This is a genomic window from Poseidonocella sedimentorum, assembly GCF_900116005.1.
Classification (GTDB): Bacteria; Pseudomonadota; Alphaproteobacteria; order Rhodobacterales; family Rhodobacteraceae; genus Poseidonocella; species Poseidonocella sedimentorum.
Window position 1 is genome coordinate 83,438 of sequence record NZ_FOYI01000005.1, and the last position, 14,669, is coordinate 98,106.

A 14,669-nucleotide genomic window follows, 5' to 3' on the forward strand; every position below is an offset into this window, starting at 1 on the left:
TCACAGACTTTGGCCTCCTGATGCCTCATTCATTGGTAAACCCTGAATGGAGGCCCCAAATGTCTACCAATGTCGGAACACTCGATCGCGCGCTGCGCGTCCTGCTCGGGCTCGCCCTGCTTGCCTTGCCCCTCCTCGCCCCGCTTGGCGGCTTCTGGACGGGCATTTCCCTGATCATCGGGCTGGTCTTCCTCGCCACCGCGGCGCTGCGCCTCTGCCCGATCTACGCAATCTTCAACATCCGGACCTGCAAATGACCCCAGTCACCCAGTTCACCCCCCTGATGTCCTTCGGCGGCGGCCTTCTGATCGGCCTCGCCGTGGTGCTTCTCATGGCCTACGCGGGCCGTATCTTCGGCGCGACCGGCGTGCTCGCCGGCGTGATTTCCCCCAATGCGCCCGGCGATCGCGGCTGGCGCGTCGCGACGCTCGCGGGCATGATCTCCGGCCCCCTCGCGGTGGCCCTCATCACCGGCCAGATCCCGGCCATCACCATGGTGTCCTCGCTGCCCGCCATCGCCATCGGCGGCGTCATCGTCGGCTTCGGCGTGACGCTCGGCTCCGGCTGCACCTCGGGCCACGGCGTCTGCGGCCTCGCGCGCCTCTCGCCGCGCTCGCTGGTTGCCGTGCCGACCTTCATGCTCACCACCGCGATCACCATCTACATCATCCGCCACGTGCTGGGAGGGATCTGAACCATGCGCCTTGTCATCCACTATCTCATCGGGCTCGTCTTCGGCACGGGCATCGCGATTTCCGGCATGATGGATCCGGCCAAGGTCGCGAATTTCTTCGACGTCGCCGGTAGCTGGGATCCCAGCCTCGCCTTCGTCATGGGCGGCGCCGTTCTTGTGGCCTTCTTCGGCTACCGGCTGGTGCTCAAACGCCCCGCGCCGGTGATCGACACCCAATTCCACCTGCCGCTTTCCACCAAGATCGACGGCCGCCTCGTCGCGGGCGCGGCGATCTTCGGCGTCGGATGGGGCATCACCGGGCTCTGCCCCGGCGGCGCGATCCCCGCGCTCGGGACCGGCCGCGTCGACGTGCTTGTCTTCTTCGTGATGATGGCCGCCGGCATCTGGCTCGGCCGGCAATACACCCACCGCCGCACGCTGCTCGCAACGCGCCGCGCCAGCTGACCTGACCGGAGGATACCATGACCTACCCTGTCAACATGACCGTCACGCCGCGGATCGAGACCTTCTTCGATGCGCCGACCAACACCTTCACCTATGTGGTGAAGGACCCGGCGAGCGACGCCTGCGCCGTGATCGACAGCGTGCTCGACTTCGACTACGCCGCCGGCCACCTCAGCTTCGAGAGCGCCGACCGGGTGATCGACTATATCCGCGCCGAAGGCCTCAAGCTGGAGTGGATCATCGAGACTCACGTCCACGCCGATCACCTCTCCGCCGCGCCCTACATCCAGGAAAAGCTCGGCGGCAAGATCGGCGTTGGCGAGAAGATCACCGTGGTGCAGGAGACCTTCGGCAAGGTCTTCAACGAGGGCACCGAGTTCGAGCGCGACGGCTCGCAGTTCGATGCGCTCTTCAAGGACGGCGACCGCTACAAGGTCGGCGAGATGGCGTGTTTCGCGATCTACACGCCGGGCCATACGCCCGCCTGCATGGTCCATGTGATGGGCAACGCGGCCTTTGTCGGCGATACGCTCTTCATGCCCGACGGCGGCTCGGCCCGCGCGGATTTCCCCGGCGGCGATGCGGGCGAGCTCTATGACAGCATCCAGAAAGTGCTGAGCCTGCCCGACGAGATGCGCCTCTTCATGTGCCACGACTACGGGCCAGGCGGCCGCCCCGTCGCCTGGGAGACGACCGTCGCGGAACAGAAGACCAAGAACATCCACGTGGGCGAAGGCAAAAGCCGGGAGGCCTTCATCAAGTTCCGTACCGAGCGGGATGCCGCGCTCGACATGCCCAAGCTCATCATCCCTTCGCTGCAGGTCAACATGCGCGCGGGCGAGGTGCCCCGGGACGCGGAGGGCGATCCGATGCTCAAAGTGCCAGTGAACAAGCTCTGAGGTGATGTGATGCAGATCAACAGGATCGATGCGGCGCTCAGCGTCGCGCCCCAACTCAGCCCCGCCGACATGGCGGAGCTCAAGCGACAGGGTTTCGGCGCGGTTGTCTGCAACCGGCCCGATGGCGAGGAGCCGGGCCAGCCGAACTTTGCCGAGATCGCCAAGGCTGCCGAGGCGGCGGGTCTGGTGGCGCGCTACCTGCCGGTGACTCCCGGCGAATTCCGCGATGAGGATGCCGCCCGCTTTGCCGGGATGCTCCGGGACCTGCCCGGCCCGGTCATGGCCTATTGCCGCACCGGTACGCGTTCGGCCACGCTCTGGTCGCTCGGTGCCGCCGGCGAACGCACCCTCGCCGACATCCTCGCCGCGACCAAGTCGGCGGGGTATGATCTCGACGGGCTGGCCGCGCGCATCGCGCAAGCGGGCCACCACGCCGCGCCATCCGGCGACGGCCAATAAACAAGAGGCGGGACACCCCATGCAGCGCTATTTCCCCATCCTCGACTGGGGCCGGACCTACAACAAGACAGCCCTGACCAACGACCTCGTCGCCGCGGTGATCGTCACGATCATGCTCATCCCGCAATCGCTTGCCTACGCGCTTCTGGCGGGCCTGCCGCCCGAGGCGGGGATCTATGCGTCGATCGTGCCGATCCTGCTCTATTCGGTGTTCGGGACAAGCCGCGCGCTGGCCGTCGGGCCGGTGGCGGTCGTCTCGCTCATGACGGCGGCGGCCATCGGCAACGTGGTCGAACAGGGGACGGCGGGCTATGCCGCCGCGGCGCTCCTCCTGGCCTTCATGTCGGGGCTCATGCTGCTGGGTCTCGGGCTGCTCCGTCTCGGCTTTCTCGCCAACTTCCTCAGCCACCCGGTCATCGCCGGGTTTATCACCGCATCGGGCATCCTCATCGCGCTCACCCAGGTCAAGCACCTGCTGGGGATCGACGCCCATGGCCACAGCCTGCCCGCGCTGCTCGGCTCGCTCGGCGCCCATCTCGGCGAGATAAATCCCATCACGCTGGCGCTCGGGGTGGGGGCGACAGGGTTTCTCTTCTGGGTCCGCAAGGGGCTCAAACCCTTGCTCCACAGGCTCGGAATCCGGGGAATTCTCGCCGATATCCTCACCAAGGCCGGACCCGTCGCCGCTGTCGTCGTCACCACGCTGCTCACCGCCGGGTTCGCGCTCGAGAGCCGCGGGGTTGCGATCATCGGAGAGGTGCCGCGCGCGCTGCCGCCGCTGACATTCCCGCCCATTGACATGGCGCTGATCTCCGAACTCTTCATGCCGGCGCTGCTCATTTCGATCATCGGGTTCGTCGAATCCATCTCCGTCGCCCAGACGCTTGCGGCCAAGAAACGCCAGCGGATCGATCCGGATCAGGAGCTGATCGGCCTTGGCGCCGCCAATATCGGCGCGGCCTTCACCGGCGGCTACCCGGTCACGGGAGGCTTCGCGCGATCGGTCGTGAACTACGATGTCGGCGCCGAGACCCCGGCCGCCGGGGCCTTTACCGCGGTCGGCCTGACCATCGCCGCCGTCGCGCTCACGCCGCTGTTCTACTTCCTGCCCAAAGCCACGCTCGCCGCCACCATCGTCGTCGCGGTGCTCTCGCTCGTCGACTTCTCGATCCTGCGCAAGGCCTGGGCCTATTCTAAGGCCGACTTCGCCGCCGTCGCGGTGACGATCCTCATCACCCTTCTGGCCGGGGTCGAAACCGGCGTCTCTGCCGGGGTCGCGCTCTCCATCGGGTTGCACCTCTTTCATACCTCGCGCCCGCATGTGGCCGAGGTGGGCCGTGTTCCGGGGACCGAGCATTTCCGCAACATTCACCGCCATGACGTCGAGTGCGATCCGACCATCGTCACGCTTCGGGTGGACGAGAGCCTCTACTTCGCCAACGCACGGTTCCTTGAGGACTACATCTATGCCCGCGTCGCCAGCGCGCCGGAGATCCGGCATGTGGTGCTGCTGTGTTCGGCGGTGAACGCGATCGACTTCTCGGCGCTGGAAAGCCTTGAGGCCATCGACGCGCGGCTCAGCGACATGGGCATCAAGCTGCATCTGAGCGAGGTGAAGGGGCCGGTGATGGACAAGCTCGAAAAAAGCCACTTCCTCGATCACCTGAGCGGCGAGGTCTTCTTGTCCCAGGATCGCGCGATCAGCGCTCTGGCGCGATCGGGCAAGGCCGCCGCTGAGTAAGGCTCACGACGTGGAAATCTGTGGTCAGGCGCAGGCGGCGAGGCGCTGCAATTCCATCTCTTCGGAATGAAGCAGGGTCGACAGATCTTCCGCGCTTACCGGTTTGAAAAGATTGCGCCCGGTGTTGAGAGAACGCGCATCGGCGATCATGCGGGCCGCGATGATATAGGCCGCTTCGCCCCCGGTCACGAACCGGATCCGCAGCGATGACGCGAGATGCGAGATATGGTCGATCACCTCGATACCATCCATTTCGGGAAGGTGTACATCAATGAGCAACATCGCCGGGCCGGGATCGACTTTGAGCGTGTCGATCAGCTCATAGCCGGTTGAACATCTGGTGACTTGCCATCCGTTTTCAAACGCCACTTCGGCGTAGAAATGCGCAAGTTCGTGATCGTCTTCAACTAAAATGAGATGCGGCTTGAACTGGGACACCGTGATACTCCTCAACACACTTCCAATTAAGGCTTCATTAATAAGATTTTGTCAACCATAAAGCGCTTTGGATTGAATTTGGAGGTCGCCCAATCTCTTTTAATAATAGGGCGAGATTAAACGTTTCGTCTAGCGAGCTGAGTCCACACGATAGTTCCCGGACGGGGTGCGCGCGTGCGCGGACATTAACCAAGCGTTTACCACTTTGAGGCTAGATAAACGCGCAGGCAGGAGGTTTCGTGTTGCAAGTTCTTATTGTTGAAGATTGTCCGCAGCTGGCGTTTCTCTGGAGCGAGGTTCTGTCCGATTCGAAATTCGAATGCGAGACGGTGGCCTCAACCAAGGAAGCGACATCGAGGTTGCTCCGAAAAACCTATGATCTGGTGATCCTCGATCTGTTCGTCGATGATGGCAGTACTATCAGTTTGTCGGACTGGATCAGCGTCCGGACGCCGAACCTGCCCATTCTCATGATCACCGGATCCGGGGTCATGGCCCACGGCGAACATACCGAGGTGGCCAAGGGCGTGAGCTGGTTGTTGCGTAAGCCGGTGGATTTGCGCGATCTTCGGGCGATGGCCGATCATTTGACGCATCGGGACGCGTGCCCATCTGCAGAGATGAGCGCCCGGTCGTAAATACCCCTGATAAAGGACTGAAAGCGATTAAACCTGACCTTTTAAGCAAGGTCAGGGATCGCTAGAGATGTAAGCTCAACAGCGCCCGAAGGTCCGCCATGCGAACCGGCTTCGCCACAGCGCTGGTGAAGCCATAATCCTTGACGCGCTCCGCATCCTGCCAGCGCCCGTCAGCAGAGACGGCAATGATCGGGATATTCCGCGGCGGATGATCGGGCAGGGCGCGAATCTCGTTCACGGCCTCCTGCCCCGATTTCTTGGGCAGGTGAATATCCATCAGGATCAGGTCAACCGGGCACGAACCGTTCTTCGCCGCTTGCACACCAAGCTCGCCGTCCTCCGCAAAAATCGCATCATAGCCGAGATCTTCAAGCATCTCGGACATCATGAAGCGACTAAGCGGGTCGTCCTCAACGACAAGAATTTGGCTAGGCAAGCTGATTCTCCCTCGGTTTCTCATCGGAGTATAGAGCATTTGGCACGGTGAATACAAACTCCGTTCCCCGCCCCTCTTCAGAGGTGACAGAAAGTGAGCCCCCCATAAGGTTAACCAGAGAGCGCGAAATGGAAAGCCCCAATCCGCTGCCCCCCACTTTGCGGCGCATTCCGTCCTCAACCTGCGTGAAAGGTTCGAAGATTCGGGCGATCTGATCGGCCGGAATTCCGATTCCTTCGTCGCGAACGGCGACTCTCAAAGTCGCGTCCGGGGTGGGTTCAAAAGAAATTTCAACTGTAACCGTCCCATTTGGGGTGAACCGAAAAGCATTGTCGACGAGATTGTAAATGACCTGTCGAATTCTGTAGAGATCACCAAACAAATGTTTGGGAATATCCGCGGGCCAGATCATTTTTCCGGTGACGGTGCTGCCCGATCTTGCCGCGCGGCCTTCGAGCGCGGTTTCGATATCATCGCGCAGGTCGCTCGCATCGAAGCGGGCGTGGCTGATGTGCAGCGCATCGGTGTCGATCCGCGAGGCATCGAGCACATTGTTGAGCAATCCCAGAAGCTTCTCTCCTGCCTGCTTGCCATTCGTGGCGCGCAGTTGCTGCCGCTCGGGGATGGCGGAGGTCTCCAGCAGCTCGAAGAGCCCGATGATCGCATTGAGCGGCGTGCGCACCTCGTGGCTCATGGTCGACAGGAACTGCGTCTTGGCCTGCGCCGTCTCGGTCGCTTGTTCCATCGCCGATCGCAGATCGGCCTCCATGCGATCGCGGGCGAGGGTCTGGCGGCGCAACTCGTTGAGTGCCTCGTTGATCCGCGTAAGCTCGTCAGTGGGGCCGTGAAGGGCAAGCCGCGCCTTTGTGCCGGCCTTGAGCTGATCGAGGTTTTTCTCCAAAGCCCGAATCCGCCGGGCCACGCCCTTTTCGAGCACTTGGTAGGAGGCCAAACCCGTTGCAAGAAGAACCCCGAGCGCGAGTGTGATCAGAAGGCCGTAGAAGAACCGGGTCTTGTTGGAGAGTTCCTCACCGCGGCGAAACACCAATTCGGCCTGGCTCTCTGCGATCTGGGTCAGGGAGTTCTGAAATTCCTCGAGGTTGAGCAGAAGCTCGTTCCTGTTGACGGTCGCCCGATCGAGCAGGTTCGCCTGTTCAGCCAATTCGCTGAGCACGGCGGTTTCGAAGACCAATGCGCGCAACCGTTGGACCGCCTGAACGAGGGACTGGCGCTGTTCGGAGGGGGAGAGCCGCGCGAGGATGTAGACGATGTCGCGAACATGGATGCGCAGGAGCGCGCTCTCCCGCGCGACATCTTCCTGCGACGTTGTCTGGCTGAGGTTATCGAAGGCAACCTGCGTCGCATAGAGCTCCCGCAGGGCGTTTTCGAGCAGGACATAGCGGCGAACGTCGTCTGGCAGAATCGTGTCGCTCGACTTGAGCCGGATATCGGCCTCCTCACGCATTTCCACGATCAGGCGCTCGGCCGTTTCAAGCTCCTGCGCGACCGGATCGAACAGCTGCCGCAGGCGTCCGCGCGTCAGATCGAGCTCCTTGTCCAGCGCGGCGAGGTCTTCCGCCCCGGCGATCACCACTTCGAGGTCTCCGGCGAATTCGGCGCCTGCCTCGGACATTTCAATCTCGGCCAGACGTTCGGCGTGATGGCGGATTTCTGCCAGCGTGATGTTCAGATCCGGCAGGGGAATGTCGCTCTCGCCCAGAGGCGCGGCGCTGCCCGCCAATTCCTGGCGCAGGAGCAGGGCGCTGACGACCCGCGGCAACAGGGCGTGAATCCGGTCGAGTTCCAGAAGCGTCGAGAGGTTGATCTCGATAAGCTCTTCGCGCTCCTTGCCCACCTCGTAGAGCGCCAGCGCCGACAGGCCGACAACGAAGAATGCAAGCCCGGCGATGATGCCGATCGAAAGTCGCATCCGTGCAACGAGGCTGGACCCTTGGGCCGATGTCTGCGCCTGCAAGCTGGCCTCCTTCTGCCGACCGGGTAAGGATTCGGTAACCAGTTTAAGTTCATAAAGCGTTAACATTGGTATAAACTCAAGGTAGAGTTGCGGTATGATGGTTTCGCGTCGAACGGTATTGTCCGGGTTGCTTGCGTCCGGTTTCACGACGGGGTTTTCGCCAAGGGCGAACGCTGTCCACATCGATGCGGTCGGGGCGCATCTCGCCCGGGTCGGGGCCGAGGCCAGCGGTCCGTTGCGGCTCATGCTTCCCGAGGGCAGCGGCGACAATCTCGCACCGATCCTTGAGGCATTCACGCGGCTGAGCGGCGTCGCGGTCGAGACCACCGTGACCCATGTGGACGACATCAACACGCGGCTCACCGAGGACGCGCTTCTGAGCAGCGGTGCGCATGATGTGGCCCTCCCCGCGACTTTCGGATTGCCCGATCTGATCCATCTCGGCGTGGTGCAGCCAATGGACCCGTTCCTCGAGCGCTATCCCGATCTCTACGATCCGGCGGGCCACCTCTACACCCACGGCGATGTCTTCCGCGATCAGCACTTCGGCTTCCAGACCGATGGCGATGTCTACCTGCTGTTTTTCCACGACGATCTGCTGCGGGACCCCGAAGAGATGGCCGCCTTCGAAGACCGCCATGGCCGGACATTGGCGACGCCGCAGACCTGGGGCGAGTTCGATGAGATGATGGCGTTTTTCAACCGCCCGGAAGACGATATCTGGGGCGGCCTGCTCTTCCGCCAGGCGGGATATGTCGGGTGGGAATACATCTCGCGGCTTCAGGCCGAGGGGGTGCCGCTGTTTGGCGAGGGGATGGTGCCGACGTTCCAGAGCGACGCGGCGATCAAGGTCATCGAGGACATGATCCGCTCGGGCGCCTCGCAGCACCCCAGATCCCTCACCGCGGGGCTCTTCGAGAACTGGCAGATCTACAAGGAAAACACCATCCTCGCCAATATCGGCTGGGGCGGTTCGCAAAAGTCCTTTCAACAGGAAGGCTCGCCCCTGCGCGGCAAGCTCAGCCACGCCCCCTTGCCCAAGGGCGCGGGCAGCGGGAACGGGTATTTCAACTGGGGCTGGTCCTTCGTCCTGCCGCAAAGCGCGCAGCAGCCAGAGCTAGGGTTCCTGCTCAGCGTGCTGGCGATGACGCCGGAAATCTCGACCCTCGCGGTCGAGCAGGTGGGCGGCTTCTTCGACCCGTTCCACGAAAGCCACTATCGCTCGCCCAAGGTCCGGGAGGTCTACGGCGACAGCTTCCTGCGCGAGCACGAAGCGGCGATGCGCGCTGCGGGCCCGGACCTCTACATTCCCGGACATGGCAACTACATGGCCGGGCTCAACGAGCATGTCTTCTCCGCCATCAGCGGGGCCGCGCGGCCCGAAGACGCGCTCAAGCGGCTTCAGCTGGAGTGGGAGACCGTGACCTTCGAATTTGGCCGGGCCGAGCAGGCGCGGTTCTATTCCCGCGTGAGGTAAACGGCTTTGAGGTGAGGATCGCTTGTGGATAGGGTGGGGCTGCGCCAGTTTGGCGACGGCCCGCCCCACAGGAGGCTCTCTTGGACATCGCCCTCATCCGTACCTTCCTCGAAGTTGCCGCGTCGGGGTCTTTCGTCAACGCCAGCGAACGGCTCTTCGTAACGCAATCGGCGGTCAGCCTGCGCATCGCGCGGCTGGAGAGCGATCTCGGCAAACAGCTTTTCACCCGGTCCAAGGCCGGCGCGGAGCTGACCCCCGCGGGCCGGGAGTTCGAACGCTATGCCCTCTCGCTGGTCAAGATCTGGGAAGAGGCGCGCCAGCAGGTCGGCATCCCAGAAGGCTACACGCGTTCGCTCAGCATCGGCGCGCAATATTCGCTTTGGCCGCGGCTCGGGTTTGGCTGGATCGACCGGATGCAGCAGGACATGCCGACGCTCAACATCCGCGCGGAACTCGGGATGCCGGACCGGATCATGCGGTTTCTCGTCGAGGGATTGGTGCAGGTCGGCCTGATGTACAGCCCGCAGCTGCGCCCGGGTCTCAGCGCCAGCAAGCTGCTCGATGAAGAGCTCGTCCTCGCGGCCTCCTGGGAGGCGCGGCTCGACGAGATTCCGGGGAACTATGTCTTCGTCGACTGGGGCCCGGAGTTTGTCCATGCCCACGCGCAGGAGCTGCCCCAGCTCACGAATTCCGGGCTGACGATGTCGCTCGGTGCGATGGTGGCGGAGTATGTCATCTCCCGCCACGCGGCCGCCTACCTGCCGGCGCGCTACATCAAGCGATACCTCGATGCGGGCCAGCTTTTCCTCGTGCCGGACGCGCCGATGTTTCCCTATCCGGTCTGGTCGATCTGGCGCGATGACCTCGATCCGGAGATCAGAGAGGGGGCCGAGCGCGGACTTGTTGCAATAAAGTCGCAGATTGAGGCCGATCATTCGGCGGTCAAGGCGGAACTTTCGGAGATCAGCGGCGGCCAGGCCGTGGAAGTGCTTGGATCTGCTGCACTTTCGGGCGAGTTGGAATGAAGTGAGCATAACTCGTTTTATCCCTGATTATTTTAAATTTTTCTCACCTTAACCCCCGCCGTATGTCCCAACCCAGCAGCAATGCTCCCGGCCTCTCAGGTCGGGTCAAAGAATTCTGTTGTGAAAGGATAGACCCATGCAACACCGTAATGTTCTGGCCGCGTCCCTGCTGGCGCTCATCGTGGCTGCACCTGTGTTCGCACAGGGCGCCCTCACCGGCGTCGACGCGCTCGACGACCGTATCGACGACATTCAGGAAGACGTCGCAGACGATCTCTCCAACGCCGATGTCCGCGACCGTGCGGGCAACCAATACGCCCAAGGCTGGGCAGGCAGCGTCGCGATGGGCCTCTCGGCCACCTCGGGCAACACCGACACCGCCGACCTCGACCTCGCCGGCCGCTTCCGCTACGGCAACGGCCCGTGGAACCACACCTTCGGTTTCGCCGTCGAACTCGCCGAAGACAATGACGTGAAAAACAAGGAAGAAGCCTTCGTCACCTATGACGCGAACCGCTACTTCTCTGAAGATTTCTACGTCTTCGGCCTCGGCTCCGTGCGCTACGACGCCTTCGACAGCAACCGCTACGACGCCTTCCTCGGCTTCGGCCCGGGCTATCGGGTTGTCAACGACTCCAAGCAGACCTGGCGCCTTCAGGCTGGCCCCGGCGTGCGCTACATCGAAGATCAGGACGGCAACGACACCACCGAGACCGCGGGCATCGTCTCCTCGCGTTACTACATCGCGATCAACGAGAACACGACGCTGACCAATGACACCGACATCCTGTTCTCCGAACAGGACACGCTGGTCACCAACGATCTTGGCGTCAACTTCCGCGTGACCGATGCTGTCTCGACCCGCGTCTCCTATCGCTCCGAGTGGAACGACAACCCGCTGGAAGACTTCGACGCGGCAGACAACTCCCTCGGCGTCTCGCTGGTCTACGGGTTCTGATTTCAGGTTTGGTATCCCTGAAATGCGAAAGGGGCGGAGTGATCCGCCCCTTTTTCTTGTCTGCGTCAGTTCGGCGTCAATCTGCGCCGCGCACGTCCAGGGTGGCGTCGGGCGCCGGCCGCACCAGCTTTTGCAGCGCATAGAGCCCACCGGCGAAGACGAGGCCGATCAGGTCCGAGATGAGCCCGCCTTCGATCATGAAGAGCGCCGCCGCGATCAGCCCGACCCGCATGAACCACGCCACGCGCCCCCCGACGAACCAGCCCTGCACCCCCGAGGACAGCAGGAAGACGCCGAACGTCGCGGTGATGGCCGCGCGGCCGACCTCGAACCACGTTCCGTCCATCAGGATGGCGGCGTTGTAGAAGAACATGAACGGCACGACGAAGGCCGAGATGCCGATCATGAAGGAGGCCACGGAGGTCTCCATCGGGTTGGAGCCGGAGATGCCCGCCGCGGCATAGGAGGCGAGCGCGACCGGCGGGGTGATGGCCGAGACCACGGCGAAGTAGAAGACGAAGAAATGTGCCGTGAGCTGGGGGATGCCGAGGTCCACGAGGCCGGGGGCCACGACGGAGGCGGCGACCGCATAGGCGGCGGTGGTCGGCATGCCCATGCCCAGCAGGATCGCGATGCACATGGCGAAGAAGAGCGCCAGAAGCTGGGACGTGGCGGCGATATCGAGCAGCATCGAGGAGAAGCGCGCTCCGACCCCGGTGAGGGAGATGACGCCCACGATGATCCCCGCGCAGGCACAGACCGCGATGATCTGGACCGACATGATCCCGGCGAGGTTGAAGGCCCGCAGGATGGCGGCGAGGCCCATTCGGCTGGGTGTGAGCCAGCTGACGACCGCGGCGGCCACGGTGGCCAATGTCCCGGCGCGGATCACCGAGTAGCCCATGAAAAGCGCGACGATCAGGATGATGATCGGGATGAAGAGATAGACCTGGCGGATGAGCTTTTTCAGTTTCGGCAGCTCATCCTCCCGCATGCCCCGCATCCCGAGCTTGGCGGCTTCGAGATCGACCATGAAGTAGATCGAGGCGAAGTACAGGATCGCCGGGATGATCGCGGCGACGGCGATATCGGTATAGGGGATGCCGGTGATTTCGGCCATGATGAAGGCGCCCGCGCCCATGATCGGCGGCATGATTTGCCCGCCGGTCGAGGCGGCGGCCTCGATCGCGCCGGCGGTCTTCTTGTGGTAGCCGACCTTCTTCATCAGCGGAATCGTGAGCGAGCCCGTGGCCACCACGTTGCCCGCGCTGGTCCCGTTGATCATGCCCATGAGCCCCGACGCGAAGATCGCCACCTTGGCCGGTCCGCCCCGCGCGCGCCCGGCGGCGGCGAAGGCGAAGTTGACGAAGTAATCCCCGACCTTGGAGGCCTGCAGGAAGGCCGCGAAGATGATGAAGAGAATGATGTAGGTCGAGGAGACGGCGGTGGTCGGCCCGAGGATGCCCGCGTCGGAGTAGACGTGGCCGAAGAAGCGCTGCCATGTGTAGGGGTTCTGGACCGCGAGGATGCCGGGAAGCAGATGCGCCGTGAAGGTATAGGCGAGGAAGACGCCGGTGATCACGACGAGCGCGAGGCCGGCAACGCGGCGGGTCAGTTCGAGGATCATCGCCGTGCCGGCGGTTGCGGCGAAGGCGACGCCGATGGGGACGAAGGGCGTGCCCACCGAGTTGCGCGCGGCGGTGCTGTAGATCGCGACGAGATAGCCCGCGACGATGAGCGCGCAGATAGCGAGCACGATGTCAGCGGTGGCGAAACGCGCGCGGGGGGCGTTTTCGACCCAGCCGAGCACGATGGCGCCGAGGGTCGCGATCAGGAGCGGGAAGCCGAAGAGCGTCACTTCCCGGCCATAGATTTCCGTCCCCGGAAAGGCCGCCCAGGTGGTCAGCCCGCCCATGACGGGCAAGGTGCCTGAGTTGATCAGGTTGATGAAGGTGATGACCGCGTAAATGGCAACGGCCGCGGGGGCGAGCAGCAAGAGCCCGGCCTTGGAGAGCAGCGGCGTCGCAGGGCGGGCCTCGTCGGTGAAGAGCCGGGAGGCGAAGAGCAGGAAGCCGAGCGCCAGCGCGCCCGCGATGTGGATGATGCGGAAGTTCCAAGTCTCCAGCGGGAATTGCGGCAGGAAGGGGATCTCGATCCCGGTGTAGTCGGAAATCGACACGCCGTTGAGCGCAATCATGTGGAACGCGGCGTAGAGCGTCGCGAGGGCGGTGATCAGGATCATGCCGAGCCCCTCGAAGAGGCGGCGGTTGCGTTCGACGGGCTCCTCGTCGACCCCTTCGGCCAGAACGATTTCGTCTTGATTTGCTGTAGCTTGGCTCATGTTGTCCTCCACCGGGCGGCACATTCTGTCCCGGGCACGAAAAGCACGTCATGCCGCACCCGCGCGCGGGCGGGTGCGGCTCTTGTCAGGTCATTTGGCCTGAGGTCAGCGGATCATGTTCTCCGGGATCGTGGCGCCCGCGTTCTCGATGAACCAGCGCGCCGCGCCGGGGTGCCAGTCGAGGACTTTGTTCTTGTCCCAGTTTTCCGGCAGGGTCGAACGGGCCGCGCGGTGGATGTTCACCATCCGCTCGTTGTCGGACATGACGGTGTCGACCACGGCGTAGACGAAGCTCTCCGGCAGATCGCAGTTGGCGATGGAGAAGTTCCACATGGAGACCGAGCGCGCATCCGACTCGAGCGTGCTGTAGGTGTCGGCCGCGATGTTGAACTCGGAGACCGGGAAGGCCGCCATGATCTTGGCCTGTTCCTCTTCGGTGAACTCGATGATGTTCACGTCCGTCTGCACTTCGAGCTGGCTCACCGCCGGGACCGGAACACCGGCCGCGAAGGCGATCACGTCCAGGAGCCCGTCCTGAAGCTGACCGCCGAGGTCGGACCAGCCGCCGTTGCGGCGCTCGTAGTCGACGCCGAGCTCATCCATCATCCGCGGGAAGTAGGTGTCGGAGGTGGAGCCCGCCGGGCCAAAGCCGATCTTGGCGCCCGCCGGGATATCGGCGATCGTGGTGATGCCCGAGGACGACAGCGCCGTGACGCTGAACGGGGTCTGGTACATCGGGAACATCGCGCAGGCGTTGGTCATCTGCAGGCCCGGTGCGATCGGGTTGGTGCCGAGAAGCGATTCCATCGCCGGGCCCATGGTGGTCATGCCGAACTGGGCTTCGCCGGTGTGCACCAGCGCCATGTTCTGCATCGGGCCGCCGGTCACTTCGCCGCCGCCGGTGAGGCCGAGCTCTTCGGCCACAAGGTTGGCCCAGCCGGAGCCATAGGCGAAGTAGGTGCCGCCTTGGCTCGCGGTGCCGACGGTGAAGCTCTCGGGCCAGCCGGTGCGATCCACGTGATCGTCAGCGAAAACCGCCGATGCGCTCACAACCGATGCGGCCGCGATCGCGGTGAATTTCGAAAATGACATCTTGTCTCTCCTCCAGTCAGAGGCGGCCAATGACCGCCATGCGTGCGCATTT

The 14,669-nt window shown here is 63.4% G+C and carries 15 protein-coding genes; 10 read left to right on the top strand and 5 right to left on the bottom strand.

Annotation, left to right across the window (positions count from 1 at the left end; genetic code table 11):
- Positions 1-59 precede the first annotated feature (59 nt).
- The 6 genes from BM353_RS08780 to BM353_RS08805 are packed head-to-tail and all read left to right on the top strand — an operon-like array spanning position 60 to position 4,237.
- The gene (locus BM353_RS08780; RefSeq protein WP_092079474.1) at positions 60-257 is read left to right on the top strand and encodes a YgaP family membrane protein; all 198 of its coding nucleotides are present in this window, start codon (positions 60-62) and stop codon (positions 255-257) included.
- Entirely contained in the window at positions 254-694 is a 441-nt protein-coding gene (locus tag BM353_RS08785; RefSeq protein WP_092079477.1) for a YeeE/YedE family protein, read from the top strand. The genes BM353_RS08780 and BM353_RS08785 overlap by 4 nt, the downstream gene beginning before the upstream one ends.
- A gap of 3 nt (positions 695-697) precedes the next feature.
- Positions 698-1,138: a DUF6691 family protein gene (locus BM353_RS08790; protein ID WP_092079480.1), complete on the top strand. Its 441-nt coding sequence runs from the start codon at positions 698-700 to the stop codon at positions 1,136-1,138.
- Between the two features lie 17 nt (positions 1,139-1,155).
- Positions 1,156-2,037, top strand: coding sequence for an MBL fold metallo-hydrolase (locus BM353_RS08795; RefSeq protein ID WP_092079483.1), 882 nt, complete (start codon positions 1,156-1,158; stop codon positions 2,035-2,037).
- A 9-nt stretch (positions 2,038-2,046) separates the two neighbouring features.
- Complete coding sequence (locus tag BM353_RS08800) at positions 2,047-2,496, top strand: protein tyrosine phosphatase family protein (protein WP_092079486.1); 450 nt, start codon at positions 2,047-2,049, stop codon at positions 2,494-2,496.
- A gap of 19 nt (positions 2,497-2,515) precedes the next feature.
- Entirely contained in the window at positions 2,516-4,237 is a 1,722-nt protein-coding gene (locus BM353_RS08805) for a SulP family inorganic anion transporter (protein ID WP_092079996.1), read from the top strand.
- A 24-nt stretch (positions 4,238-4,261) separates the two neighbouring features.
- On the opposite strand, the gene BM353_RS08810 is transcribed toward BM353_RS08805, so the two are convergent.
- Positions 4,262-4,675 carry a response regulator gene (locus tag BM353_RS08810; protein ID WP_177220500.1) on the bottom strand — a complete coding sequence of 138 codons (414 nt, stop codon included), beginning with the start codon at positions 4,673-4,675 and terminating at the stop codon, positions 4,262-4,264.
- A 239-nt stretch (positions 4,676-4,914) separates the two neighbouring features.
- Between BM353_RS08810 and BM353_RS08815 the strand changes: the two genes are divergently transcribed.
- Positions 4,915-5,313 (top strand): response regulator, encoded by a 399-nt coding sequence (locus BM353_RS08815; RefSeq protein WP_177220501.1) that lies wholly within the window; start codon positions 4,915-4,917, stop codon positions 5,311-5,313.
- 61 nt (positions 5,314-5,374) lie between these two features.
- Here the strand turns inward: BM353_RS08815 and BM353_RS08820 are convergent, their stop codons facing one another.
- Positions 5,375-5,749 (bottom strand): response regulator, encoded by a 375-nt coding sequence (locus BM353_RS08820; protein ID WP_177220502.1) that lies wholly within the window; start codon positions 5,747-5,749, stop codon positions 5,375-5,377.
- Entirely contained in the window at positions 5,742-7,871 is a 2,130-nt protein-coding gene (locus tag BM353_RS08825) for an ATP-binding protein (protein ID WP_177220503.1), read from the bottom strand. The genes BM353_RS08820 and BM353_RS08825 overlap by 8 nt, the downstream gene beginning before the upstream one ends.
- Positions 7,872-7,959: 88 nt before the next feature.
- On the opposite strand from BM353_RS08825, the gene BM353_RS08830 reads away from it, so the two are divergent.
- The 3 genes from BM353_RS08830 (at position 7,960) to BM353_RS08840 (ending at position 11,184) form a co-directional block, all read left to right on the top strand.
- Positions 7,960-9,201, top strand: coding sequence for a type 2 periplasmic-binding domain-containing protein (locus BM353_RS08830; RefSeq protein WP_177220504.1), 1,242 nt, complete (start codon positions 7,960-7,962; stop codon positions 9,199-9,201).
- Between the two features lie 80 nt (positions 9,202-9,281).
- Complete coding sequence (locus BM353_RS08835; RefSeq protein WP_092079504.1) at positions 9,282-10,226, top strand: LysR family transcriptional regulator; 945 nt, start codon at positions 9,282-9,284, stop codon at positions 10,224-10,226.
- A 136-nt stretch (positions 10,227-10,362) separates the two neighbouring features.
- Complete coding sequence (locus tag BM353_RS08840; protein WP_177220505.1) at positions 10,363-11,184, top strand: DUF481 domain-containing protein; 822 nt, start codon at positions 10,363-10,365, stop codon at positions 11,182-11,184.
- A 76-nt stretch (positions 11,185-11,260) separates the two neighbouring features.
- Here BM353_RS08840 and BM353_RS08845 read toward each other — a convergent pair whose 3' ends face one another.
- Both BM353_RS08845 and BM353_RS08850 read right to left on the bottom strand, forming a co-directional pair.
- Positions 11,261-13,525 (bottom strand): TRAP transporter permease, encoded by a 2,265-nt coding sequence (locus BM353_RS08845; protein ID WP_092080002.1) that lies wholly within the window; start codon positions 13,523-13,525, stop codon positions 11,261-11,263.
- 105 nt (positions 13,526-13,630) lie between these two features.
- Positions 13,631-14,617: a TAXI family TRAP transporter solute-binding subunit gene (locus tag BM353_RS08850; RefSeq protein ID WP_092079507.1), complete on the bottom strand. Its 987-nt coding sequence runs from the start codon at positions 14,615-14,617 to the stop codon at positions 13,631-13,633.
- Positions 14,618-14,669 lie beyond the last annotated feature (52 nt).